Source organism: Eleftheria terrae (assembly GCF_030419005.1).
Taxonomy (GTDB): Bacteria; Pseudomonadota; Gammaproteobacteria; order Burkholderiales; family Burkholderiaceae_C; genus Caldimonas; species Caldimonas terrae.
Genome location: NZ_CP106951.1, coordinates 553,186 through 577,652, shown reverse-complemented (window position 1 = coordinate 577,652; position 24,467 = coordinate 553,186). Strand labels below are relative to the sequence as shown.

The 24,467-nt window shown below is 71.0% G+C and carries 16 protein-coding genes; 7 read left to right on the top strand and 9 right to left on the bottom strand.

Translation table 11 applies throughout. The features are described 5' to 3' along the window. Positions 1 to 99 precede the first annotated feature (99 nt). Positions 100 to 1,281, bottom strand: a complete 1,182-nt coding sequence (locus N7L95_RS02800) for a calcium-binding protein (protein ID WP_301258290.1) — start codon at positions 1,279 to 1,281, stop codon at positions 100 to 102. A gap of 856 nt (positions 1,282 to 2,137) precedes the next feature. Between N7L95_RS02800 and N7L95_RS02795 the strand changes: the two genes are divergently transcribed. From N7L95_RS02795 to N7L95_RS02785, 3 genes are all read left to right on the top strand, one after another. Next, complete coding sequence (locus tag N7L95_RS02795; protein ID WP_301260051.1) at positions 2,138 to 3,277, top strand: branched-chain amino acid ABC transporter substrate-binding protein; 1,140 nt, start codon at positions 2,138 to 2,140, stop codon at positions 3,275 to 3,277. 123 nt (positions 3,278 to 3,400) lie between these two features. Continuing rightward, positions 3,401 to 4,258 carry a helix-turn-helix domain-containing protein gene (locus N7L95_RS02790; RefSeq protein ID WP_301258289.1) on the top strand — a complete coding sequence of 286 codons (858 nt, stop codon included), beginning with the start codon at positions 3,401 to 3,403 and terminating at the stop codon, positions 4,256 to 4,258. Between the two features lie 140 nt (positions 4,259 to 4,398). Beyond that, positions 4,399 to 6,042, top strand: coding sequence for a rhamnogalacturonan acetylesterase (locus N7L95_RS02785; protein WP_301258288.1), 1,644 nt, complete (start codon positions 4,399 to 4,401; stop codon positions 6,040 to 6,042). Between the two features lie 45 nt (positions 6,043 to 6,087). Here the strand turns inward: N7L95_RS02785 and N7L95_RS02780 are convergent, their stop codons facing one another. Continuing rightward, positions 6,088 to 7,917, bottom strand: coding sequence for a glycoside hydrolase family 15 protein (locus N7L95_RS02780; protein WP_301258287.1), 1,830 nt, complete (start codon positions 7,915 to 7,917; stop codon positions 6,088 to 6,090). A 323-nt stretch (positions 7,918 to 8,240) separates the two neighbouring features. Between N7L95_RS02780 and N7L95_RS02775 the strand changes: the two genes are divergently transcribed. The 4 genes from N7L95_RS02775 to bcsS all read left to right on the top strand — a co-directional run bounded on the left by N7L95_RS02775 (position 8,241) and on the right by bcsS (position 15,071). After that, positions 8,241 to 9,515 (top strand): maltoporin, encoded by a 1,275-nt coding sequence (locus N7L95_RS02775; RefSeq protein ID WP_301258286.1) that lies wholly within the window; start codon positions 8,241 to 8,243, stop codon positions 9,513 to 9,515. A gap of 257 nt (positions 9,516 to 9,772) precedes the next feature. Then, on the top strand, positions 9,773 to 12,028 hold the full coding sequence (bcsA, locus tag N7L95_RS02770; RefSeq protein ID WP_301258285.1) for a UDP-forming cellulose synthase catalytic subunit: 2,256 nt from the start codon (positions 9,773 to 9,775) through the stop codon (positions 12,026 to 12,028). Further along, positions 12,025 to 14,346: a cellulose biosynthesis cyclic di-GMP-binding regulatory protein BcsB gene (locus N7L95_RS02765; protein WP_301258284.1), complete on the top strand. Its 2,322-nt coding sequence runs from the start codon at positions 12,025 to 12,027 to the stop codon at positions 14,344 to 14,346. The genes bcsA and N7L95_RS02765 overlap by 4 nt, the downstream gene beginning before the upstream one ends. Further along, positions 14,343 to 15,071: a cellulose biosynthesis protein BcsS gene (gene bcsS / locus N7L95_RS02760; RefSeq protein ID WP_301258283.1), complete on the top strand. Its 729-nt coding sequence runs from the start codon at positions 14,343 to 14,345 to the stop codon at positions 15,069 to 15,071. Before N7L95_RS02765 ends, bcsS begins: the two co-directional genes overlap by 4 nt. A gap of 94 nt (positions 15,072 to 15,165) precedes the next feature. Here bcsS and bcsZ read toward each other — a convergent pair whose 3' ends face one another. The 7 genes from bcsZ to N7L95_RS02725 form a co-directional block, all read right to left on the bottom strand. Beyond that, positions 15,166 to 16,428, bottom strand: coding sequence for a cellulose synthase complex periplasmic endoglucanase BcsZ (bcsZ, locus tag N7L95_RS02755; protein ID WP_301258282.1), 1,263 nt, complete (start codon positions 16,426 to 16,428; stop codon positions 15,166 to 15,168). 112 nt (positions 16,429 to 16,540) lie between these two features. Then, a complete protein-coding gene (locus N7L95_RS02750; RefSeq protein ID WP_301258281.1) occupies positions 16,541 to 17,683 on the bottom strand; it encodes an ABC transporter ATP-binding protein in 1,143 nt (380 codons plus the stop codon). Positions 17,684 to 17,706: 23 nt separating this feature from the next. Then, positions 17,707 to 18,543, bottom strand: a complete 837-nt coding sequence (locus N7L95_RS02745) for a carbohydrate ABC transporter permease (protein ID WP_301258280.1) — start codon at positions 18,541 to 18,543, stop codon at positions 17,707 to 17,709. After that, positions 18,543 to 19,541: a carbohydrate ABC transporter permease gene (locus N7L95_RS02740; RefSeq protein ID WP_301258279.1), complete on the bottom strand. Its 999-nt coding sequence runs from the start codon at positions 19,539 to 19,541 to the stop codon at positions 18,543 to 18,545. Before N7L95_RS02740 ends, N7L95_RS02745 begins: the two co-directional genes overlap by 1 nt. Before the next feature lie 17 nt (positions 19,542 to 19,558). After that, the gene (locus N7L95_RS02735; protein WP_301258278.1) at positions 19,559 to 20,830 is read right to left on the bottom strand and encodes an ABC transporter substrate-binding protein; all 1,272 of its coding nucleotides are present in this window, start codon (positions 20,828 to 20,830) and stop codon (positions 19,559 to 19,561) included. A 143-nt stretch (positions 20,831 to 20,973) separates the two neighbouring features. Beyond that, positions 20,974 to 23,595: an ATP-binding protein gene (locus N7L95_RS02730; protein ID WP_301258277.1), complete on the bottom strand. Its 2,622-nt coding sequence runs from the start codon at positions 23,593 to 23,595 to the stop codon at positions 20,974 to 20,976. A 22-nt stretch (positions 23,596 to 23,617) separates the two neighbouring features. Then, entirely contained in the window at positions 23,618 to 24,385 is a 768-nt protein-coding gene (locus N7L95_RS02725) for a winged helix-turn-helix domain-containing protein (protein ID WP_301258276.1), read from the bottom strand. Positions 24,386 to 24,467 lie beyond the last annotated feature (82 nt).

Genomic DNA, 24,467 nt, shown 5'->3' with positions numbered 1-24,467 from the left:
AGGGCGGCGCCCTTTCCCGGTCTCCTCGTCCTCCGTTCACCGCGGGCCGCGCCGGTTCTTGCCGTTGCGCCCCGCGCTGCTCACGGTTCGCTTGCTATGTCAGTCGCTGTAGATGAAGTCGCTGGCGCTTAGCGTGCCGGCCGCTGAAACCGAGACCTGCCCCAGCAATTCGGAGCCGGCCGCCGTGGTCGGGTTGTAATAGATCTGGCCGGTGTTGGTGTTGACATAGATGCCGGTCGCTGCACCGGCCGCGCTGCCGGTCAGGCCACTGCCGCTGAAGAAGGACGCAGCCGCCAACGGATTGCTGTCCACCGCACCGCCGACGAAGCTCAGGCCCAGCACGCCCGGACTCACCGCCCCGGGCAGGCCGTTGTCGAGCAGGTTGGCCAGCGCGATGTCGTCGTCGGCGCTGATGAAGTCGGAGATCGTGTCGGCATTCGCCACGCCACGGAAGGCGAAGACGAAGCGGTCGTTGCCCTCGCCGCCGCTCAGGACGTCGTTGCCCTGGCTGCCGCCCAGCACATCATCGCCGTTGCCGCCGTTGAGCCGGTCATTGCCCGTGCCACCGAACATCGTGTCCTGACCGCCACCCCCGTTCATGATGTCGTTGCCGCTCTCGCCGACCATGCGGTCGACGCCGTTGCCGCCGTTGACCACATCGTTGCCGCTGCCACCGTTCAGGATGTCGGCGCCGTTGCCGCCGTCGAGGCGGTCGTTGCCGGCATCACCGTTGATGGTGTCGGCGCCGTTGTCGCCCATCAACATGTCGTTGCCGGCGCCGCCGTTCATCGTGTCGTTGCCGTTGCCGCCCTCTCCTTCGTCGTCACCGTCGCCCCCATTGAGCGTGTCGATGCCGTCGCCGCCATTGAGGGTGTCGTCCCCGGTGCCCCCCTGGAGCGTGTCGTTGCCGTTGCCGCCAATCAGCGTGTCGTTGCCGGCGGCGCCGTTGAGGGTGTTGTTGGCGCCATTGCCCACGATGACGTTGTCCATCGCATTGCCGCTGCCGTTCAGCGCAATCAACGGGGCGGCGCTGTCCAGCGTCAGGTTCTCGACATTGGCGCCGAGGGCGTAGTTGGCGAGGCGGGACACCACGGTGTCGGTGCCTTCGTCAGCGGCTTCGGTGACCACGTCACCCACCGAATTGACGTTGTAGGTGTCATTGCCTTCACCGCCCGACATGGTGTCGTCGCCGCCCGACCAGTTGGCGTTCAGCGTCGAGAAGGCGTCGGTGGAGACATCCGTCATTGTGTCGTTGGCAGCTGTGCCGATAAGAATGGCCATTTGCTCTTTCCTCCAAGTAGGGAGAGTTGAACCAACACCGCGTCCCTGGCGGCCAGCTCCGGTCACCCTGTGTGCGACGGAGCGGGCCGGCAAGCACGACACCGGCCCGCAAGCCGCACGGTGCACAGACGGCGCACGCCGGCGGTGAAGGATCCAAGGCCGGCAGGAACGCAGCCAGTTCACACTAGGCGATGCATCCGTCGAGCACGCAGGAATTTATGTAATAAAACTGATGCTTACCCCGCACCCTGAATAAGTTTCCTCGCATATTCACTAGCTCCTACAGGGAATGCCAGCCCATTTTTCCACCGAGTATTCATTTGAAGAACGCCAAATCACTTAAGTCGCATAAGTTTTGACAGCGGCCGAAACTTCACTGCGGGCGACGGCCCGCGGTTGGGGCACGCTGGCGGCACCTGCGGTCAAACTGCCAGGGGCCATCTGGTCCTGCAGGCTGTGAATCAGCGCCGACGTCGCAGCGAAGCGGCGGGCAACGGTGCGTCATTGGCGCCGCCCTGTCGTTCGCCGGAACGGCCGCTTGACGGGCCCATCCGGGTAGCGTCCCTCGTGCGCGGGCCGGAGGGCCGGCGAGCGGGCTGTCACCCGATCTAGGGTTCATGCCGATAGCCAGGGCGCCACATTCCTGCTCCCTGTCCGCATCATTGGCCTGCAGGCGCAGCTCAGCGGACGAACCTGATAAAACATCTGGTCGGGGGCGCCCAATTCAGAACAAGCTGCAGCGGGAAGCGTCGACAATCGGCCCCGGAGACGGCGGTCCCGCCCTGGCCGGGGGAGCCGGGGGCCCACGGCGCCCGTCGTCGGACTTAATTCATTGAAGGAGAGATGTTTCATGTCCATGCATGCCAGAAGACAACTGCTGACGGCCGCCCTGGGAACCGCGCTCGGCGTCCTGGGCTCGGCACCGGCATTCGCCCAGACCACCGTGCAGATCGGCTTCAGCAGCCCGCTGTCCGGCGCGCAGACGGCAGCCGGGCAGGACAACCTGGGCGGCGTGAAGCTGGCGATCCAGGAACTCAATGCCAAGCCCATCACCGTCAACGGCAAGCAGGTGCGCTTCGAGGTGCTGGCCGAGGACGACCAGGCCGACCCGCGGCAGGGTGTCTCGGTGGCGCAGAAGCTGGTTGACGGGGGTGTGCGTTTCGTGATCGGCCCCTACAACTCCGGCGTCACGCTGCCAGCTTCGCGCGTGTACAACGAAGCTGGCGCGGTGGTGGCCACCGTCGCATCCAACCCGAAGGTGACCGAGCAGGGCTTCGAGCGCCTGTTCCGCGTCGGCGCCAGCGACAGCCAGCTGGGCGCGAAGATGGCCCTCTACGCCGCCAAGGAAATGAAGCTCAAGCGCGTGGCCATCATCGATGACCGCAGCGCTTATGGCGTGGGCGTGGCCGACGAGTTCGCCCGCGAAGCCAAGGCGCAGGGCCTGACCATCACCTCGCGTGAGTACACCTCGGACAAGGCGGCAGACTTCACCTCCACGCTGACCACCATCAAGGCGTCCAAGCCGGACGCCATCTTCTTCGGAGGCTACTCGCCGCAAGCCGGTCCGATGGTGCGCCAGATGAAGAGCCTGGGCCTGACGGCCAAGCTGCTGGGCGGCGACGGCATCTGCTCCAGCGAAACCGCCAAACTGGCCGGCAATGACATGGTCGGCGACAACGTCTGGTGCACCCAGGGCGGCGCGATGCTGAACCGGGTCAACGCCGGCCAGGCCTTCGTCAACAAGTACCGCGCGGCCCACAAGCGCGATCCGCTGACGTATGCGGTGTCGTTCTACGACGCCACCTTGCTGATCGCAGACGCGATGCAGCGCGCCAACTCGACCGACCCGGCGAAGGTCGCCGCCGCGATGGCTGCCGGCAACTACAGCGGCGTCGCCGGCAGCTACGCCTTCGACGCCAAGCGCGACCTGAAGTCCTCGCCGGTGACGGTGTTCACCTTCAAGGGCGGCCAGCCGACCCCGGTGGCCGGCCTGTAAGCCTCGGCCCGCCCGGCGCCCATTCGCGCGCCGGGCGCCTGCGCCGCGGCGGCGCGGCCCGGCGCTGTGCCCCCGGGCCGCAGGCGGGACGGCCACCTTCCGCCACGCGGTGCCCCCTGCCCGATGAGCATCGAGAGCCAGACCCGCAAGCTGAACCGGCTGAGGCTGGCTGCGCTGCACATGGAGGCGCACCTGTCGCAGCCCTTGCGGCTGGACGAGCTGGCCGATGCCGCCGCCCTCTCGCGCTATCACTTCGAGCGCAGCTTCGCCGCCTATGCCGGCGAAACGCCGCTGGCCCGCGTGCGACGGCTGCGCCTGCACCGGGCGCGTGAGCAGCTGGCCTGCGGTGCCGCCGCCTCCATCCTGCAGTTGGCCCTCGACAGCGGCTATGCCTCGCCGGAAGCTTTTGCGCGGGCCTACCGCTCGGCTTTCGGCCATCCGCCTTCGGCCGAGCCTGCCGTCCGCGTCGCCGCGCCACCAGCGGGCCTGCACGGTTCGCTGTGCCGGCTGCCGGCGCTCGGCATCCAGTACATCTCCTACCAGGGCCACCTCGACAACGCGCTGTGGCCCTTCGACGAACTGCGGGCGCGGGCGCTGTCGCGCGAGGTTCCGCGGCCCCGGCGGCACGGCTGGGCGGTGCACCTGGAGGGTGGCCAGGCGGCATGGGCCGGCAGTTCGCAGTTGCAGGCCGCGCTGCTGAGCGCGCCGCTGCGCGAATACCTGCCCGGCCTGGACCGGGGCTGGCTGCCGGCCGGCCTCTACGCGGTGTTCCGCCTGGACGGCAGCTATGACGCTCCACCAGCCCAGGCGCTGGCCGACTGGCTCGATCGCCACGGCGGCTGGCGCATCATCGACGGCGCACCCTGGCTGCGCCGCTTCGGCAACCCGGCGACCTACCTGCCGGCTCTCCACGAGCGGCGTTGCTGGCTGTGGGTGCCGGTGCAGCGGCGCTCGCCTGCCCGAGCCGGGCGCCCAACGTGAGCCGGGCACAAGACAGCAATTGCTGCCAGGACGGCGCGGCGCGGCCTCGCTAGCCTGCTGCCCCGTGCGTCGCACCGCCTGAAGCGGCCTCGCGAACGGCACGGCCCGCCGCAGCGCGGGCAATGCAGAAGGAGACCAGCATGGCCCAGTTCTTGTTCCCGGTGGCCCTGGCCGCCCTGTGCGCCGGCCTGGCCGGCTGCGGTGGTGGCGGCAGTGGCAGCAGCGATGCCGCCGCGTCGGCGGCGCCAACCCGGCTCACCGGCGTGGCGGCCTCCGGCGGCCCGATGGCCGGTGCCCAGATCACCGCCTGCGACAGCAGCGGCGCCCGGCGCTCGACCACGGCCGGCCCGGACGGGCACTACACGCTCGACGTGTCGGGCCTGGCGGCGCCGCTGCTGCTGGCGGCCACCGACGGGCCGCTGCAGCCGCTCAACGGCGTGCTGCAGCCCCTGCGCGGCACCCGCGCCTATGCCGCCCTGCTGCCTCGGCTGCAGCCCGGGCGGGACAACGCGGCGCAGGTGAATCCGCTGACGGACAAGATCGCCTCAGACGTCGCCAGGGCCGAGCTCGACCTGCCGGGCTCGGTGCCCTTGATCACCGCCTGCCGGCCTTCCAGCATCAGCGCCGCCGCCATCGCCCGCGAGACCGCCGCCCTGCGGGGCTTGCTGCTCGACGCACTGCGGGCCGAAGGGGTCGAGGCGCCCGAGCGCTTCGACCCGGTGAGCACGGCCATGCAGGCCGACCACCATGGGGTGGATGCGGTGCTCGACCGCCTGCACCATGCCCGTGACGGCTGGTCCAGCGGCAGCGACACCCAGTTGCGGGCGACCCGCCTCTATGACCTGGAGATGCAGGAAATCTCCGCCGACAACCGGCCCCTGGACCCGGCGCTGCCGCCCTGGTCGGCGGCCCGCCGGCGCATCTTCGTCGTGGGTGATTCCACCGCCAGCAACTATGGCGCGGCGGTGGCGCCGCGGATGGGCTGGGGCCAGGTGCTGGGGCGCCGGCTCAAGGCGGGCAGCGGCGCACGGGTGATCAATCTGGCGCAGTCGGGCCGCAGCTCCCGCAGCTTCATCACCGAAGGCTGGCTGCGCCTGCTGGCCGAGCAGCTGCAGCCGGGCGACCACCTGCTGATCCAGTTCGGGCACAACGACGAGAAGTGCGACCTCACCGGTTCGCTGGACTGGATCAACCGCTGCACCTATCCCAACGACGCGCAAGGCCGCGTGCAGCTGCCGGCAACGCTTGCCGGGCTGCCGCCCGGGACCACGGCGGACGACCTGTCCTTCCAGCGTTCGCTGGAGAAATACATGGCGCTGGCGCGCAGCCGGGGGGCGGTCCCGGTGCTGCTCACGCCGGTCACCCGCATCGTGCAGGACAAGACCGTCGCCAGCCATGTGGAAGGTGCCTTCCCCATCGCCCGCAGCACCCACGTCACCACCCGTGGCGACCGGCCGGGGGACTACAGCGCCACCGTGCGCCAGGCCGGCGATGCCAACCAGGTACCCGTGATCGACCTGGACGCCCTCAGCATCGACTTCTTCAACCGGCTCGGCGTCGGCAGCGGCGGCCCCGAGGCGCGTGGCGGCTGGCGCGACCATTACCTGGCGGTGTGGGACACCGGCCGCCATCCGTTCTATGCGAGCGCGACCACCGTGGGCCACTACCTCAACGCCGATCGCACCCACTTCCAGGAAGCGGGCGCGGTGGCGGTGGCCGACCTGGTGCTGCAGGGCGTCCGGTCCGACCCCCGGCTGGCGGGCCTGGCCGCACTGCTCGACTGAACGGCCACGCGCCAACCGCCGCGCGGCGGCGAGCCAGGAGCGGCGTCAGATCTCGGTGTCCCAGGGGGCCGAGAGCCGCACCGCCCCGTTGATGATGCCCACCATCGAGTACGTCTGCGGAAAGTTGCCCCACAGCTCGCCGGTGTGGGGGTGGGTGTCCTCCGACATCAGCCCGAGGTGGTTGCGCGAGTCGAGCATGGTCTGGAAGATCTCGCGCGCCTGTTCCTTGCGGCCGATGCGGGCCAGTGCGTCGATGCGCCAGAAGGTGCAGATGTTGAATGAGGTCTCGGGCCGCCCGAAATCGTCGGCCGCTTCGTAGCGGCGCATGTAGGGCCCGTCGCACAGCGTGCGCTCCAGGGCATCGACGGTCGAGACGAAGCGCGGGTCCTTGGGATCGATAAAGCCGATCTCGGCCATCAGCAGCGCGCTGGCGTCGAGGTCGCGGCCACCGAAGCTCTCGGCGAAGGCCTGCCGGTCGGCATTCCAGGCGCGGGCCAGGATGCATTCGCGGATGTGGGCGGCCCGCTCACCCCAGTAGGCCGCGCGATCGCTCAGGCCCAGGCGCCGGGCGATCTTGGCCAGCCGGTCGCAGGCGCCCCAGCTCATCAGCGACGACGAGGTGTGGACCCGGGCGCGCGTGCGCAGCTCCCACATGCCGGCGTCAGGTTGGTCATGAACCTTGAAGGCCTGCTCGCCGACGCGCTCCAGCATCTGGAACTCCGCCAGCCCGGCCGGCCGCAGCAGGCGCCGGTCATGGAAGGCCTGGGCCGCGCCAAGGATCACGTTGCCATAGACGTCGTGCTGGAAGTGCTCGTGCGCCTGGTTGCCCACCCGCACCGGGCCCATGCCGCGGTAGCCGGGCAGGTGCTCGACGAAGCGCTCGGTCAGCTCCCGCTCCAGCCCGATGCCAAACAGCGGCTTGATGTGCCCGCCCGCCGCGTCGGACACCACGTTGGTCAGGTAGCGGAGGTAGTCCTCCATGGTGCCGACTTCGGACAGGCTGTTGAGCGCCCGCACGACGAAGAAGGCGTCGCGCAGCCAGCAATAGCGGTAGTCCCAGTTGCGCTGCGTGCCGGGCGCCTCCGGGATGCTGGTCGTCATGGCCGCGATGATGGCCCCAGTGTCCTCGAACAGCGAGAGCTTGAGCGTGATGGCGGCGCGGATCACCGCGTCCTGCCATTCGAGCGGGATGGCCAGCCGGCTGCTCCAGGTGCGCCAGTAGCTCTCGGTCTGCTGCTGCAGCCAGGTGGCGGTGTCGTGGATGCCGCCGGCCAGCGTCTCGTCCGCGCCCAGGATGAAGTTGAGCTGGCGGTCGACCACGAAGGCGGTCTCGGTCAGCACATAGTGCAGCGGCGCATCGGTGGTCAGCCTGAGCGTCTGCGACGGGCCGACATAGCGCACATGGTGGCTGCCCTGCGTCACGGTGGGCGGCGTGGCGCCCCAGTCGAAGCGCGGCCGCAGCCGCACCGTCAGCCGCGGTGCGCCGGCGATGACGCGCACCCGGCGCACCAGCGTCACCGGACGGAACATGCGGTCACGGTGGAAGAAGCGCGGGGCGAAGTCCACCACCTCCACGCCCTGGCCGGCGCTGTCGTACAGCCGGGTATGCAGCACCGCGGTGTTGCCGTCGTAGAACTGCTCGCTGTGCGAGAAGGCGTCGAGCTCGAAGCTCCACAGCGCGCCTTGTGCCGAGGGATCGAGCAGCGCGTTGAAGACCGGATCGCCGTCGAAGCGCGGCAGGCAGGACCAGACCACCCGGGCCTGCCGGTCGATCAGCGCGCTGAAGCTGCAGTTGCCCACCACGCCCAGCTCTAGCGAGGAGGTGGTGGCAGACGAGGGGCCGGCGGCCGGCGATGGGGTACGAAGGTCTTGCATTGAATGGGGTCTCCGACAGGCCCGGCCGGTCGCACTGCGTCGGCCCGGCCGCCCGGCCAGGCCCCGGGGGGCAGGCGGGATTGGAGCGCAAGGGCCGCGCCGGCAGATTTCGTCTGTTAACCCCGCGGCGGCGGCATGCACGGCCGCCCGGTTTCGTTGATGACGGCCGTGACAGCCCGCCGCCGCCCGCCTGCAACGAAGCAAATCCGCCCGCAGGACCGGCTTCCTACAGTGGCCCCGCGCCGGCTCGCAGAACGCCGCGCGAGTGCGCCGCCCACCGCGGCGCGCAGCACCGACCCACACACCACCACAAGAGGAGCACCATGAGTTTTCACACCCGCCTGCTGCCGCTGGCGGCCGCGCTGCTGGCCGCCCTGCCCGCCCTGGCCCAGAAGGCCGGCCCGCCGGTCGACTACCACGGCTACTTCCGCGCCGGCATCGGTGCCAGCGGGGGCGGCGGCAACCAGGCCTGCTTCCAGCTGCCCGGCGCGCCGAAGAAATACCGCCTCGGCAATGAATGCGAAGGCTACGGTGAGCTGCAGCTCAACGCCAACCTGCACGAGACACCGCAAGGCGCGCGCTTTCGCATCGGCACCATGCTGGCCCTGGTGATGCCCAACAACGGCGACTGGGAGGCCGACGACGTCACGCTCAACTGGCGCGAAGCGTTCGTGGCGGTCGACAAGGTCGGCGAAGGCGCCTTCGCCGACGCCACCCTGTGGGCCGGCAAGCGCTACTACGACCGGCACGATGTGCACATCAACGATTTCTATTTCTGGAGCAACAGCGGCCCGGGCGCCGGCATCGAGGACATTGCGCTGGGTGTCGGCAAGCTCAGCTATGCGCTGCGGCGCAATGGCCAGAAGAGCGACACCGTCTCGGCTGACCGCCGGCAGCTGCTGGGCCACGACCTGCGCTGGAAGGACATTCCGGTCAACCCCGGTGGCGCGCTCACCGTGGGCCTGGACATTCGCCAGCGCCACAGCGACCGCGGCGTGCACCATGTCGGCGGCCGCGGCCTGACGGTGATGCACACCCAGAAGGGCCTGTTCAACGGCGGCTACAACAAGGCTGCACTGCAGTTCGGCAAGGGAGCGCTGTCCACCCTGAACCACAGCGAGCCGGCCTTCGACGCCGCCAAGTCCGACAAGTCGTGGCGGCTGGTGGAGTCGCTGGTGTGGCAGCCGGGCAGCGGCTCGCGCTGGTCGGGCATGGCCACGCTGGTCTATGAAGACCGCGACCTGGCCGGCACCGACACCGAAGGCCTGGCCAAGCGCGGGCGCTGGCTGTCCTTTGGCGTGCGGCCCATCTACCACTTCAGCGACCGCTGGAGCCTGGCCACCGAGCTCGGCCTGGACCAGTTCAAGCCCGACGACGCCGCCAAGCGCTCGCTCAGCAAGCTGACACTGGCCGCGCAGTACGGCGCCGGCGCCGATTTCTGGGCCCGCCCGGTGGTGCGCGCCTTCTGGACGCATGCCCGCTGGAACCGCGCGGCGCAGGCGGCTGCCAAGGCCGGCGACACGCTGTCGAGCAGCGGGCTGTTCGGCAGCTCCAGGAGCGGCAACACCTTCGGCGTGCAGGCCGAAGTCTGGTGGTAAGGCGCCCGCCGGCCGGCGCTTGAGGCACCCACGTGCGCCGCGGCGCTGCGCACCTCGCGGCCGGCCACCGCCCGGGGCGGGCATCCCGGGCATCCGGGCACTGGGTGCACGTGCCCGGGCATGTGGCTTGCCGTGGATCGCTCTGTCGAAACGCAGGTTCCGCACGAGCGTCGCATGCAGTCTCCAGATGCCGTCTTTTGCCCCGGGCCGCCAGCGCCAGCCCGCATCGAGCGGCCCGCCGGGATCGGAGGGCCTGCATGACCGCCGCCGCGGCGGGCACCACCGTGCCGCGGCCTGGCCGCCGTGAGCGCTGGCAGCGCGCCGGCTGGGTGCTCGGGCTGGCGGCCTTCCTCTTCCTGGCCATGCTGCCGACCTCGCAGCAAGCGCAGATGGTGTGGTCCGGCTCGCTGCTGCTCTTGCTGGGGCTGTGCTACCGCATCGGCCGGCGCACCCGGCAACTGGAAGCACGGCGGCTGACCCGCCTGGCCACGATCCTGCTGTGCACCTTCCTGTCCCTGCGGTACATGCATTGGCGGGCCACCGAGTCGCTGCCGTTGCAATACGGACTGGTGGCGATGGTGTGCGGCCTGCTGCTGTTGGCGGCAGAGGGCTACGGCCTGGTCAACATGCTGCTCGGCTTCTTCGTCAACAGCGAGCCCTTCTTCCGCCGCAGCCTGCCCTTGCCGGACGACCCGGGCGCCTTGCCGCATGTGGATGTCTACATCCCCACCTACAACGAAGACCCGGCCATTCTGCGGCCCACCGTCATCGCCGCAACGCAGATGCACTACCCGAGGGACAAGCTGCATGTGTGGGTGCTCGACGATGGCGGCACCGTCCAGAAGTGCCAGGACGCCGACCCGGCCAAGGCCGCTGCCGCGCGCAGCCGGGCCGCCGAGCTGCGCGCACTGGCCGAGCGCTTCGGCGCCGGCTACATCACGCGGGAGCGCAACCTGCACGCCAAGGCCGGCAACATCAACAGCGCCCTGCCAAAGACCCAGGGCGACCTGCTGCTGATCCTGGACTGCGACCACATCCCCACCGCCGATTTCCTGCAGCGCTGCGTCGGCTTCTTCCTGGCCGATCCCAAGCTGTTCGTGCTGCAGACGCCACACAACTTCGTCAGCCCCGACCCGGTCGAGCGCAACCTGTCCACCTTCGAGAGCTCGCCGGCCGAGAACGAGCTGTTCTACGACGTCATGCAGCCGGGGCTGGATTTTTGGGGCACTTCCTTCTTCTGCGGTTCGGCCGCGGTGCTCAGGCGCAGCGTGATCGACCAGCTGGGCGGGGTCTCGGGGCAAACCATCACCGAAGACGCCGAGACCACGCTGGATGCGCTGGCCCTGGGCTACAAGTCGGCCTACTACAACCGGCCGATGGTGTCCGGGCTGCAGCCTGAGACCTATTCCGGCTTCATCGTCCAGCGGGTGCGCTGGGGCCAGGGCATGCTGCAGATCTTCATCCTGAAGAACCCGTGGCGGCTGCCCGGGCTGTCGCTGGTGCAGCGGGTGCTCTACACCAACTTCGCGTTCTACTGGGGCTTCGCGGCAGCCCGCATCATCATGCTGCTCGCCCCCCCGGCCTACCTGCTGTTCGGCATCAACCTGTGCGACACGACGGCCGGGCAGCTGATGGCCTACGCCGGGCCGGCGCTGATCGCCTCGCTGGTGTCCACCCAGTTCTTCTTCGGTCGGGTGCGCTGGCCGTTCATGTCGCAGCTCTACGAAATCATCCAGTCGGTGTACGTGGTGCAGGGGCTGGTCGAGGTGGTGCGCCGGCCGCGATCGCCGTCGTTCAAGGTGACCCCCAAGGGCGAGGTGCTCGACCGCGAGTTCGTCTCCACGCTGGCCACGCCCTTCTACCTGCTGCTGGTGCTGACCAGCCTGGGCATCGTGTTCGGCATGGTGCGCTACGCGAGCGAGCCGTGGAACCATGGCGCCATCGCCTTCGTGCAGTTCTGGGCGGTGCTCGACGTGCTGCTGCTGCTCGGCGCCCTGGGCATCACCTTCGAGCAACGCCAGCTGCGCTCGGAGCCGCGTGCCCCGCATCGGGAGCCGGTGCGGGTGCACCTCGGCGACGGGCAGGCGCTGGCCGGCCACACGGTGAATGCCTCGGCCAGCGGCCTGGGGCTCACGCTTGAACTCGAAGCCGGCGCGGCCAAGCCGGCCATCGCGCTGCACCAGGTGGTCGAGATCGAGCTGCCGGGCCGCGGCGGCCGGCTGCTCGGCGAAGTGCTGTCGCTGCGGCAGCCATCGGCCGGGCGGCTGGCGCTGGGCCTGAAGTACCAGGCTGACAGCGAGGCGGCCGAACGGCTCGGCGTGGACCTGGCCTTTGGCTCCAGCGACCAGCTGGTGGCCAACAACGAACGCCGGCATGCCGGGCGCAGCGTGCTGCGCGGGCTGCTGGGGCTGGCCCGCTATGCCGTGCGCCACGGCGTCGGGCACCTGCTTTTCCTGGCACGCAAGCGGCTGCCGCGGCGGGCGCTGCCGTCTTCACCCTCCTCCGCACCATGATGGCTATCGACTCAATTTCCTCCCTCCTGCGGCGGGCCGCGCTGCTGGTGACCCTGCTTGCCGGCCTGGCGCAGGCCCAGGCTCCGGTGGCATCGAAGGCACCCGCCCAGGCGCCCCCCGCCGCACCGCCCGGCGTGGTCGCCGCAGCGGCGGCGGGCGACCAGCGCTTTGAGCTGCCGCTGAGCCAGCTGCTGGGCGACACGACGCCGCGCCGGCTGGCCGGCCTGGCCGGCGAGTTGCGGCTGTCCTTGCCGATGCCCGCGCTGTGGCAGGCGCGCGAAGTGCGGCTGGCGCTGTCAGGCACCGTGTCGCGCGCCTTGACCGTGGCCTCGCAGTTCGAGGTGGAGGTCAACGGCCATGTGGTGGGGCAGTTCGGGCTGGACGGACGCGCCGGAGGCTTCCGCCAGGAGGTGGCCGTGCCGGTGCAGGTGCTGCGCGACGGCTTCAACGACGTGCGGCTGTCGGTGGCGCAGCACTACACCGATCGCTGTGAATACCCGATGGCGCCGGAGCTGTGGACCCAGCTCGACCTGGCCGATTCGCGCTTTCGCATCGTGGCGACGCCACGGCCCGTGGTGCCGCGGCTCGACCGGCTCGACGCGCTGTTCGACAAGGCCGGCTGGAGCAGCACCCCCGACGTCAGCGTGCTCACCGCCACGCCACCGTCCAAGGCGCTGCTGTCGGCCATGGGCCTGGTGGCCCAGGGCATCGGCCAGCGTTACGACTATGTGCCGGTGCGCCTGAGCAGCGGCCGCTTCCCGGCCGACATGGCGGCCCTCGGCGCGCAGATGCCGGCAGGCAGCCGGGGCGCGGTGCTGCTGGGCACCTTCGGCTCGCTGGCCTCATACCTGGCGGGCCTGGGCATTGCACCGCAGTCCGGGCCGATCGCCGCGGTGCGCGCACTGCCGAACGACCCGACCCGCTTCGTGCTGGTGCTGGCCGCCCGCGAGGAAGCCGAGCTGGCCCTGGTGGCTGCCGCCTTCGCGATGCAGCGCATGCCCTGGCCCGACCGCGCTTGGGCCGAGATCCGCCAGCTGCGCATGCCGCCGCTGGGCTCGGTCACCGGCGCCGCGGCCACGCTGAAGCCCTCCACCAATGCCTTCCCGCTCAGCGCGCTCGGCTACCGCACCACCACCTACCAGGGCATGCTGCCCGGCGGCGCCCGGCTCACGTTCTGGAACGGCAGCTGGCAAGGCCGTATCCAGGTGCGGGTGCATGCGAGCTATTCGAGCGGCATGTCCGGCCAGTCCGGCCTCAACGTGCTGGCCAATGGCGCGCTGCATGGCACCATTCCGCTGGGCGAGCGCAACGGCGGCACCTACGAGAACTACGCCGTCAGCGTGCCGGCCGGCGCCTTGCGGCCGGGCTGGAACAGCCTGGAGCTGCAGCCGGTGCTGGTGCCGCTGTCCAACGGCGGCGACTGCCAGTCCTTCTTTCCCGGCAACCTGGCGGTCACCATCTACGACGACAGCACGGTGCAGAGCTTTGGCGGCAGCCCGCTGAAGCGGCCCGACCTGGCCCTGCTGGCGCGTGACGGCCGCCCGCTGCCGACAGCGCCAGTCGGCCTCGGCATGGCGGTGCAGCTGACCGACGCGGACGATGCCACGGTGGGCGCCGGCATGACGCTGATGGGCAAGCTCACCCAGGTCTTCCGCGGGCCCCTGCTGCGCACCGCCCTGGTGGTGGGCGAGGACAGCAGCGCGCGCAACCGCATCTGGGTCGGCACCCTGTCCAAGCTGCCCGAGCGGGTGCGCTCGGCCGCCGGGCTGGGACGCGCCGGCGAACTGGTGGCGGCGGTGCCGCTGATCCAGTCGGTGGAGGTCGCCGTCATCGAGGGCGGCGACACGCTGATGCAGCTGCGCGAGTCCCTCGATGCCGGCGCTGCGGCGCCCCGCACCCTGGGGGCTGAGGTCAGCATGGGCAACGCGCTGGACGACCACAGCATCGCAGCCACCGTGCTCGACGACGGCGTGCCGGTGACGCTGTTCACCGCCGGCACGCCGGCCGCCGTGCAGGCCGGCATGCACCAGGTGATCGGCTACAGCGCCTGGGGCCGGCTGCGCGGCAACTTGGCGGTGTGGCGGCCGGGCGTCGACGACATGCGCACGGTGGCGGCGGAGGACGCGCCGTTCTCGGCCTATTCCCTGCGCGGCGGGCTGGGCTTGTGGGTGTCGCAGTACCCGTGGTGGGCCCTGCTGATCGTGTTGTCGCTGCTGACGCTGATGGTGGTGCTGAGCCGGGCCGTGCTGGCCGGATACCGCCGACGCCACCTGCCTGCGCAGGAAGGGCAGCGCCGTGAAGACAAGGGGGCGCGATGAGCCCGTCTGCAGCAAGCTGGCTGGCACGCACCGCCTGCGTCGCCGGCATCGCGGTGGCCATGTCCACCGGCGCCTCGGCGCAACCGGTCATGCAGCTGTGGATTGCCGGCCTGCAACTGTCGCCGGACAACAGCTACAGCTACCTCGGGTGGCTGCGGCCGGTCTGGGGCGGCAGCCTGGGCCGCGGCTGGTACCACAAGACGGTGGGCAGCTGGCTGACCTACCGCTACGACACCGACCATGAGGGCCGCCAGGTGGAGGTGCGCGCCCGCGCCCCTGGCGTGGAAACCGGGCTGGGCCATGTCTGGCAGCACGATTCGCTGCAGGTCGACCTCTCCGTCTCGGCCGGCGTACGCCACACGCGGCGGCGCCCTGACGTCGCCTCCGAAGGGCCCGACGGCACGCAGCTCACCCTCACGCCGCAGCTCTCGCTGCGCCAGGCCTGGGGCCCGCGCACCGATGGCGAGTTGCTGGCGTCCTACAGCTTCGGCACCCGCGGCCGCTTTGCGCGCGCCCGGCTGGGCTGGCGGCCCCAGGCGAGCTGGCGCGGCGGGGTGGAGGCCAGCATCGCGGCCGGCCCTGACTACCGGAACAACCAGATCGGCCTGTTCGCCGGGCGGCAGGTGGCGCCGGGCCTGACGCTCGACTTCAATGCCGGCCGGGCCCATGCACGCGACGGCGGCCACAGCGCCTACCTCGGGCTGGCCGCCTCCAAGACCTTCTGATCCACCGCCTCGGCACCGGCCGGCCGCGGTGGCCGCGGATGCTGGCGGCGGTCGTGACGCCTGCCCGGGTCGCCCGGCACACGGGCGCCGCCGCTCAGTCCGCCGCCTGCCAGGCCGGCAGCAGCCGGCCCTCGGTGTCGAAGGCAAAGCGCCGCTCCAGCGCGCCCTGGCCGAACAGTGTCAGCACTTGGTCGTAGTAGGTGGGGGGGCGCCCCACCAGGCCGGTGGCCGCCGGGGAGGCGTCAGCACAGCCGGGAGCGGCAGCGCCCTCCTCCGTCCGGCTGGCACGGCGGACGCGGGCCCATTGCCGGGCCAGCAACTGCTCGCGCCCGAGCGCCTGCAGGTAAGGCAGCAAGGCCGCCGAAAAGCCGGGCGGCGACTCGCCGGAAGGCAGGCCGCTGTCGGTGTCGACCTTCTGCGGTGGAGTGGCCTCGCCCGCCTCGAGGTGCCGGCGCATGCCGCCCAGCACCGCCAGCAAGGCGCCGCGCAACGGATCCCGCGGCGCCAGCAGCCCGGCCCACAGGTAGCAGCGCACCGCGTCGTAGCTGCCCAGTGGCGGGCTGTCGCGGCCGGCATGCCAGCCGCGGGCCGCGCTGTAGTTCACCCAGTCGGGCGCATAGCCGCGGGTGCAGGCACCGCGCAGCAGCGTCAAGGTGTTGTCCGCCAGGGCCTGCCACGGGCCGCTGGGATCGATGCGCTGGAAGGCACGCAACTGGTGCAGGGCCAGGTAGCTGGGATTCAGGCGCCACAGCCCCGGCCCCAGCACGAAGCCCAGCGGTGCCGGCAACAGCATGGGCCCCAGGCCGGGCAGCGTCACGATCTCCTGCTCCTTCACCCGGCTCAGCAGCGCATAGGCCAGCCCGCCATAGCGTGGCTGCTTCCACAGTCGGGCCGCCTCGAACAGGGTGTGCGCCAGCCACAGGTCGGCGTCAGCGGCGGAGTTGGCGTCGATCAGCGTCCAGCGCCCGTCGTCGTGCCGCCCCCAGCGCCAGCCTGGCAGGCGGTCGTGCAGGTCGCCACCGGCCAGGTGGCGCTCGGTCCATTGCAACAGGGTGTCGAAGCGGTCCCGGTCGTTGGCCACCAGCGCGAAGAACAGGGTGTAGGCCTGGCCTTCGGAGGTGGTGTAGCGGGTGGCATGCTGGTCGTCGATCACCCGCCCGTCGGCCTGGACGAAATGCGCCAGGTAGGCCTCCCACAATGGCCAACGGGCGCACGGCGCGGGTGGGCGCCCCTCGTTGCCGTGCGCCCAGCGGGGCAGCAGCAGCCAGGCGGGCCCGGCCAGCGCCAGGTGGCGACGAGCCGGCTGGTATGCGGGCCGGCGTGGCATCCGGGTCTTGCGCGGGCGCGGGTACTGCATGGTCAACCGGGCCTGGTCAGCCGAACGAGTCAGGACACCACGCAGTGTGCCGCGAAGCCGGCCGCCCCGCCCGCCCTCGGGGGCTTGCCGGCGCAGCCGGGCGGCCGGGGCGCTATGCCGCGCGCACGCTGCCCGGCTGGCGCGTGGTGCGGGGCATCGCCTGGCCGTCGGCGGTGAACACGTGCAAGGCCTCGGCCGGCAGCTCGAAGGCCAGCTCGCGGCCGATCTCGATCTGCTCGTCCTGCGTCTTGGCCAGCAGCGGCGCCTCCGCCCCCGGCAGCGCCAGGTAGACATAGCTGTGTTCGCCCAGCCGCTCCACATGCGTGACCGGTGCGCGGTGCGGGCCCTGCCCCAGCCGCACGTGCTCGGGCCGGATGCCGAGCGTCACCGCCTCGCCCGGTGCCCCCGCTGGCCGCACCAGGGCGCTCAGCACCTGGCCGTTCCAGCGGGCCTGCAGGCAGGCGTCGGTGCCGCCGCTGCTCACGGCCGGCAGGAAGTTCATCGACGGCGAGCCGATGAAGCCGGCCACGAAACGGTTGGCCGGATGGTGGTACAGCTCCAGCGGATGCCCCACCTGGGCAATGCTCTGCCCGCCGTGGGCCGAAGGGTTGGGCCGCAGCAGCACGATCTTGGTCGCCAAGGTCATGGCCTCGACCTGGTCGTGGGTGACATAGACCATGCTGACGTCGCCCAGCTCCCGGTGCAGCCGCGCAATCTCCACCCGGGTGGCCACCCGCAGCGAGGCATCGAGGTTGGACAGCGGCTCGTCGAACAGGAACACCCGTGGCTTGCGCACGATGGCGCGGCCAATGGCCACCCGTTGCCGCTGCCCGCCCGACAGCGCGCGCGGCTTGCGCTCCAGCAAGGCCTCCAGCCGCAGCGCTCGCGATGCCTCCTGCACCCGGCGGGCGATCTCGGCCTTGTCCAGGCGCTGCTGCTGCAGGCCGAAGGCCATGTTCTCGTAGACCGTCATGTGCGGGTACAAGGCATAGCTCTGGAACACCATCGCCACCTGGCGGGCCGAGGGTGGCCGGTCGTTGACCCGCACGCCGTCGATGGCGATGTCGCCGCTGCTCGGGTCGTCCAGGCCCGCGATCAGGCGCAGCAGCGTGGACTTCCCGCAGCCCGAAGGCCCGATGAACACGCAGAACTCGCCCGGCGCCACGCTCAGGTCGATGCCTTCCAGCACGCTGGTGTCGGCAAAACGCTTGGCCACCTGGCGCAACTCGATGCGGCTCGTGGGGGTGGGACTCATGGTCTCGTTCTCACTTTCTTGGCTCAGCCCTTGACCGCCCCGGCGGTGAGGCCGGAGACGATCAGGCGTTGGAAGTACAGCACCAGCCCCACCAGCGGCAGCGTGACGACCACCGAGGCGGCCATGATGCTGCCCCAGGGCAGCTCGTAGCCGCTGGGCCCGCTGATCATCGAGATGGCCACCGGCACGGTGCGCTGCTCGGTCGAGAGGGTGAAGGTCAGCGCGAAGAGGAACTCGTTCCAGGCGGCGATGAAGGCCAGCAGCCCGGTGGCCGCCACCGCCGGCCACAGCAGCGGCAGGAAGATGCGGAACACCAGCGTGAAGACGCCCACGCCGTCCATCGTCGCCGCCTCCTCCAGCTCGCGCGGCAGCTGCTTCATGAAGGTCACCAGCACCCAGACGGTGAACGGCAGCGTGAGCAGCAGGTCGGCAATCAACAGCGCGCCCAGGTGGTCGTAGAGCCCGGCCCAGCGCACCAGCTCGAACATGCCGGACAGCACCGCCACCTGCGGGAACATGGAGGCCGACAGCACGGTCAGCAGCAAGGCCCCGCGGCCGCGGAAGTCGACCCGGCCGAGCGCCCAGGCCGCCATCAGGCTCAGGCCCAGCGAGAGCAGCACCACGCCGCCCGCCACCACGACAGAGTTCAGCAGGTTGTGCGCGAAGGGCTGCTCGCTGAAGACGCCGACGTAGTTCTCCAGCGTCGGATGCGCCGGCAGAAACTCGGGCGAGAACAGGCCGGTACGCCCTTTCAGCGAGCTCGACACCGCATAGAGGAAGGGGAACACCGAGAACCCCACCAGCAGCGCAGAAGCGGCGAGGTAGCCGAGCCGGGACAGGCTCATTCGTTTCTTGCTCATCAGGCTTCCACCTTCTGCAGGGCCGGGCGCAGCAGGCCCATGTAGAGCAGCGTCAGCAGCGCGATGGTGAAGAACACCAGCGTCGCGGCGGCCGAGCCGTAGCCGACCTGCTGGAAGTCGATCAGCTGCTCGCGCACGAAGACCGACATGCTCTTGGTCGTGCGGCTGTTGGAGGTCATCACGTAGATCAGGTCGAACACCCGCAGCGCATCCAGCAGCCGGAAGATCATCGCCACCGCCACGCCAGGCAGGATCAGCGGCAGGGTGACCTTGCGGAACACCGTGAAGGCCGGCACCCCGTCCACCCGGGCGGCCTCGTAGCAGTCGGCGGGCACCATCTGCAGCGCGGCCAGGATCAGCAGGGCCATGAAGGGCGTGGTCTTCCACACGTCCACCAGCACCACCGTGAACAGCGCCAGGTCCGGGTTGGCCGTCCAGGCCACCGGCGCGGACAGCAGCCCCAGGGCCATCAGGTAGTGGTTCACCACGCCGAACTGGTCGTGCAGCATCCAGCTCCACATCTTGGCCGACACCACCGTCGGAATGGCCCAGGGCACGAGTACCGCCGCCCGCAGCAGCGTGCGCCCGCGCGACGGATGGTTCAGCAGCAGCGCCACGCCGAGGCCCAGCACGGTCTCGATGCTGACCGACAGCAGCGCGAAGCGCAGCGTGTTGGCCACCGAGCCCCACCATTGCTCGTCGCGCAGCAGGCCGTATTCGCCGAGGTAGTTCTCCAGGCCGACGAACTGGGCGTCGGCCAGGCCACCGAGCTGCGCATCGGTGAAGCTGAACCAGATGGTGCGCGCCAGCGGCCAGCCGGCCACCAGCAGCAGCACCACCCCCACCGGCGCCAGCATCAGCCAGGCGCGCCGGCTGCGCTGGGCCGCGAGTGCCGAGCCGGCGCGGGCCGGCCGCGCCGCCTCCGGCAGGGACAGGGCAGCCGCCTTCGCCGCCCCGGAAGAAGCGCTGCCCGCTACCGAGGTGGATGTGCCTTGCATCGCCCGGCCCGCCTCGTTCACTGCCACTTGCCGCCGCGGCCGAGGCGCTTGGCCGAGGCATCCAGCCCGGCCAGCGAGGCCTCGGCCCGCGCCTTGCCCGACAGCACCTCGTGCACCGCGTTCCAGAACTGGTTGCTCAGCTGGTTGTACTTCGCGCCGGTGACGGTGGCCGGACGGCCCACCGCGTGGGTGAAGGTGTCGCGCAGTTCGCCGATGAAGGGGTTGGCCTTCAGGATGTCGGCATCCTGGTACAGCTCGGTGATGGTGGGGTTGAAGGAGCCTTTCAGCGCTCGCTCCTTCTGCACGGCCTTGCTGGTCATGTACATCACCAGGTCGGCCGCGGCCTCGGGGTGCTTGGAGTACTTGGACACCGCCAGCAGCTGCCCGCCCAGCGTGGCGGCATGTCGCCCGCCCGCGCCGCTGCCGCTGGGCAGCACCGCGACGCCCACCTTGCCCCGGACCGCGCTGCCCTCCGCCTGTGACAGCGACCAGGCATACGGCCAGTTGCGCATGTAGACCGCATTGCCGGCCTGGAAGACGCCGCGCGCGTCCTCCTCGCCATAGTTCAGCACCGCGGTGGGCGAGATGGTGCCGACCCAGCCGGCCGCCGTCTCGATGGCCTTGACCGCCCGCGGGTTGCCGATGTCGACCTTGCCGTCGGCCGCCACCACGGTGCCGCCGCCATGGCTCGCGATCCATTCCAGCGCATTGCAGGTCAGGCCTTCATAGGCCCGGCCCTGCCAGACATAGCCCCACATGCGGTCGTTGCCGGTGGCCCGCTCGGCCTCCTGGATCTTCTTGGCGCTGGCGCCCAGCTCCTCCCAGGTGGCCGGCACCTTCTGGCCGTGCTTGGCCAGCAGGTCCTTGCGGTAGTACAGCAGGCCCGCATCGGTGAACCAGGGCATCGCCACCAGCTGCCCGCCGACCTGCACACTGGCGAGAATGCCGGGGAAGTGCTGCTGCTGCGCACCCTTGGCATACGGCTGCAGGTCGAGCAGGTGACCGGCCAGCATGCCGGGCCAGACCACATCGACCTGGAACACATCGATCTTGTCCGAGCGCGAGCTGAGCACCTGCTGGTACAGCGCCAGCCGCTCGCTGCCGTCGTTGGGCGTGGCGACCACCTGCACTTCGTGGCCGGTCTTGCGGGCCCAGTCCTGGGCGGCGCTGCGGCACATTTCCAGCTCCTGGCCGACCGCGCCGCACGAGATCTTGAGGGAAGCGGCGGGGCTGGCCGCCGCGGCGAGCAGCGCGGCCAGGGCGGCCGCCAGCTTGTGTCCGGGGTTCATCGTTGTCTCCTGCTTCAGTTGTGCTCGGCAAACCGGGTGCGCCGCACGTCCTGCGGGCGGGTTGCCCGGGGCGGCCGGCACAGTGGTGCGGGCCGCCCCCGAAGACATTGGAGGCGCCAGGCGTGAACCAAAGATTTCGATTGTTATGGCAGCGCCGCCCCGGCCGGCCGGGGCTGCCGCAGCAGCGGCTGCACCGCCTCGGCCAGCAGCCGGGCATCGAAGGGCTTCTGCAGGAAGGGCTGGCTCGGGTCCCAGCCGGTGCGGCCCTGCAGCATCTCGGCCGAGAGGCCGGACATCAGCACCACCGGCAGCCCCGGCCAGCGGGCCTGCACCTCCTGCCGCAGGCGCAAGCCGTCAAGGCCCTGGCACAGGCAGACGTCGGACAGCAGCAGGCCGCAGCCGGCGCCCTGCTCCAGGGCCTGCAACGCCGCCTCGGCGGACGGCAGCACCCGCACCCGGGCCCCGGCCGATTGCAGCATGTCGGCCACCGTGGCGCCAAAGGCCTCGTCGTCGTCCACCACCATCACCTGGCCGCCGGCCAGGGCAGCGCCGGCATCGGGCGCCGACGGCGGCGCACCGCGCATGGACGGCCCCCCGGCTTCGCCGGCCGGAAAGCTGAGGGCGATGCAGGTGCCCTGCCCCGCCTGGCTGCGGATGTCGACCTCGCCGCCCGACTGCTTGACGAAGCCGTAGACGATGGACAGTCCCAGCCCGCAGCCCTCGCCCGCCGGCTTGGTGGTGTAGAACGGGTCGAACACCTTGCCGAGCGCCGCTTCGGGAATGCCCACCCCGGTGTCGGTCACCTGCAGGCGCAGCCGGCCCTCGGCCACCGAGGTGGCGACGGTCAGGCGCCCGCCTTCGGGCATGGCAGCGGCGCTGTTGAGCACCAGGTTGAGCAGCGCGTTCTCCAGCTGCCCGCGGTCAATCTGCAGGCAGCGGCCCTCGGCCTGCAGGGCCAGCTCCACCTGCACCAGCGGCCCGGCGCTGTACTCGACCAGGTCCCGCATCTCCTCGACCATGTCGTCCACCACCACGGTTTCGGCCTGCAAGGGCTGGCGCCGGGCGAAGGCGAGCAGGCGGCGGGTCAGCCCGGCGGCGCTGGCCGCCACGCGCTGGACGCGAGCCAGCCGGCCCAGCGCCTGGGGCTCCTGCCGCAGATCCGGCTGCAGCAACGGCAAGGTGCCAAGGATGGTGCCCAGGTAGTTGTTGAAGTCGTGGGCGACGCCGCCTGTCAGCTGCCCCAACACCTCCAGCTTCTGTGCATGCTGCAGCTGCAGGTCGATGGCGCGGCGGGCGCTCAGGTCGGTGATGAGGGTCACCGCGCCGGTGCCCGGCACGGCCCGGGTGCGGGTGTCCAGCACGATGCCCCCCGGCAGGTGCAGCTCCACATGGTCGAAGGCCTCGAAATGCAGCGGCCGGGCGCCGGCCAGCGGCCGCTGGCCGATGCGCCCCGGCACCGTCCAACGGCTGTCCGCCGGCAAGCGCGCCAGCAGCTCGCCGGCCGGCAGGCCGGCACGCGGGGTGATGCCATGGCGGGCCAGCAGGCGGCCCAGCTGCGGGTTCCACAGCAACAGCCGGCCGGCGGTGTCGAAGACCGCCAGCGCATCGGTCATGCTCTCGTGCACCGTCGCGATCATCTCCTTCTGGGTGCGCAAGTCGTTGACCAAGCGCTGCTTGGCCACCAGCGCCTCGCGGAAGACCTCGAAGGTGCGTGCCAGCGCGCCCAGCTCGTCGCGCCGGCTGGTGGCCGGGGTCGGCTGGGCGGTGTCGCCCTGCGCCAGGCGGGACATCACCTCAGTGATCTTCTCGATGCCGGCCACCAGCCGACGCACATAGCGGGTGGCCAGCACCGCAATCAGCAGGCAGGCCAGCTGCAGCAGCAGCATGCCGGTCTCGCCGAAGCGCACCGCGCGCTTGACCGCATCGCTGCGCTCGCTGGCCGCATCGCGCAGGCCGGCGACATAGCGCGACACGGTGTCGCTCAGCTCGGTGGCATTGGCGCGCGTCAGCACCACCAGGTAGGCGCTGCGCCGCTCCAGCTCCAGCAGGGCGCGCCGGCGTGACAGCAGGCCGTCGGTCCCGCGTGTCAGGTCCTGCAGGGCCTGCCGGGTCTGCTCGCTGTGCCGGGCCAGCGCACCGCGCCGGCGGGCGGCCAGCATGGACACTTCGACGTCGGCTTCCAGCCGCCCCAGCGTCGCCGCCGCATCGGCCGACGCCCCCAGCACCAGGCTGGACCAGGCCACCACCAGGGCCGGATCGGGCGCCGCGCCCCGCCGGCCCGGCGCGTGCAGCTCGCTGCCCACCTGCTCCAGCCGCGCCAGCTGCGCCTCGAAAGCCTGCTGCAGCTCCAGCTTGCGTCGCGTCAGGGCGAGCAGCTGGGTCAGGTCGCGCTTGACCTCGCCCTGCAGCCCCGCCAGCCGGCCGCTCAGCTCGCCGCCGGACGGCAGCGAGCCGGCATGTCGGCCGATCTGTTGCAGCAGGTCTTCCACCGCCGCCGCGTCGGCATCGAACTCGCCGGCGCTGCGCGACTCGCCGAGCTTGGGCGCCACCGCCGCCAGCTGGGTGGTGCGCTCGGCCAGCTCCAGCGCGTCGGCGATGTTGGGCAGCAGCTCGCCCTCGAAGCCGGCCACCGCCTGCTGCGCGCCGCGCATGCCCACCCAGCCCACGGTGGCCAGCGACAGCGCGGCCACCAGCAGGATCAGGAAGGCCGCCAGCAGGCGGGTGCGCACGCGCGCGAAGGCGCCGGTGGTCAGCGGGGCGGGCATGGCAGGCGGCGCGGGCCGGCGCTCAGACGCGCACCACCTCGGCAGCAAAGACATAGCCCATGCCGCGCTCGGTGCAGATGAACTGGGGATGGCGCGGGTTGGGCTCGATCTTGCGGCGCAGGCGCAGGATCAGTACGTCCACCGTGCGGTCGAACACCTCGGTGTCGAGGCTGCGCGTCTGCTCCAGCAGCTGGTCGCGCGACCAGACCCGGCGCGGGTGGCGCACGAAGACCTCGAGCAGCCGGAACTCGCCCGGCGTCAGCTCGCAGGGCGTGCCGCTGCGGCTGCGCAGGTCGCGCGCGCCGGTGTCCAGCACCCAGTTGCCGAAGCGCAGGCGGTCGCCGCGCGGGGCATCGGGTTCCGGCAAGGCAGCCGCCGGCGCCGCCACGTCGCCATAGCGACGCAGCACCGCCCGCACCCGCGCCACCAGCTCGCGGGAGCTCAGGGGCTTGAGGAGAAAATCGTCGGCCGCCAGCTCGAGCAGCAGCACGCGGTCGGTCTCGTCGCTGCTGCCGCTGATCATGATCAGTGGCACCGAGGAGGTCTGCCGCAACTCGCGCGCCACCGTCAGCCCGTCTTCGGCGCGCAACCGCAGGTCCAGCAGCACCAGCTGGTAGGGCCGGCGCGCCAGCGCCTCGCGCATCGCGGCGCCACTGTCGACACCGTCCACCTCGAAGCCGGCGCGCGTCAGCACGTCCTGCAGCAGCGCGACCATGTCGCGCTCGTCATCCACCACCAGCAGGCGGGGCTTGAAATTCTGTCTTGTCTCCACGATCACCCCGGGGTGCATGCCCCGCTCATTATTCCGTGTCGTCGCGCCGCCGTGTTGCCCGTCGTGCGCGCCGCCAGTGTGCGGCAAGCCACCTCAGCGA

What these genes read in the sequence shown, in the direction of transcription:
- N7L95_RS02800 (WP_301258290.1), bottom strand. Translation starts at nt 1,281, where the DNA reads ATGGCCATTCTTATCGGCACAGCTGCCAACGACACAATGACGGATGTC.
- N7L95_RS02795 (WP_301260051.1), top strand. Translation starts at nt 2,138, where the DNA reads ATGCATGCCAGAAGACAACTGCTGACGGCCGCCCTGGGAACCGCGCTC.
- N7L95_RS02790 (WP_301258289.1), top strand. Translation starts at nt 3,401, where the DNA reads ATGAGCATCGAGAGCCAGACCCGCAAGCTGAACCGGCTGAGGCTGGCT.
- N7L95_RS02785 (WP_301258288.1), top strand. Translation starts at nt 4,399, where the DNA reads ATGGCCCAGTTCTTGTTCCCGGTGGCCCTGGCCGCCCTGTGCGCCGGC.
- N7L95_RS02780 (WP_301258287.1), bottom strand. Translation starts at nt 7,917, where the DNA reads ATGCAAGACCTTCGTACCCCATCGCCGGCCGCCGGCCCCTCGTCTGCC.
- N7L95_RS02775 (WP_301258286.1), top strand. Translation starts at nt 8,241, where the DNA reads ATGAGTTTTCACACCCGCCTGCTGCCGCTGGCGGCCGCGCTGCTGGCC.
- bcsA (WP_301258285.1), top strand. Translation starts at nt 9,773, where the DNA reads ATGACCGCCGCCGCGGCGGGCACCACCGTGCCGCGGCCTGGCCGCCGT.
- N7L95_RS02765 (WP_301258284.1), top strand. Translation starts at nt 12,025, where the DNA reads ATGATGGCTATCGACTCAATTTCCTCCCTCCTGCGGCGGGCCGCGCTG.
- bcsS (WP_301258283.1), top strand. Translation starts at nt 14,343, where the DNA reads ATGAGCCCGTCTGCAGCAAGCTGGCTGGCACGCACCGCCTGCGTCGCC.
- bcsZ (WP_301258282.1), bottom strand. Translation starts at nt 16,428, where the DNA reads ATGCAGTACCCGCGCCCGCGCAAGACCCGGATGCCACGCCGGCCCGCA.
- N7L95_RS02750 (WP_301258281.1), bottom strand. Translation starts at nt 17,683, where the DNA reads ATGAGTCCCACCCCCACGAGCCGCATCGAGTTGCGCCAGGTGGCCAAG.
- N7L95_RS02745 (WP_301258280.1), bottom strand. Translation starts at nt 18,543, where the DNA reads ATGAGCAAGAAACGAATGAGCCTGTCCCGGCTCGGCTACCTCGCCGCT.
- N7L95_RS02740 (WP_301258279.1), bottom strand. Translation starts at nt 19,541, where the DNA reads ATGCAAGGCACATCCACCTCGGTAGCGGGCAGCGCTTCTTCCGGGGCG.
- N7L95_RS02735 (WP_301258278.1), bottom strand. Translation starts at nt 20,830, where the DNA reads ATGAACCCCGGACACAAGCTGGCGGCCGCCCTGGCCGCGCTGCTCGCC.
- N7L95_RS02730 (WP_301258277.1), bottom strand. Translation starts at nt 23,595, where the DNA reads ATGCCCGCCCCGCTGACCACCGGCGCCTTCGCGCGCGTGCGCACCCGC.
- N7L95_RS02725 (WP_301258276.1), bottom strand. Translation starts at nt 24,385, where the DNA reads ATGCACCCCGGGGTGATCGTGGAGACAAGACAGAATTTCAAGCCCCGC.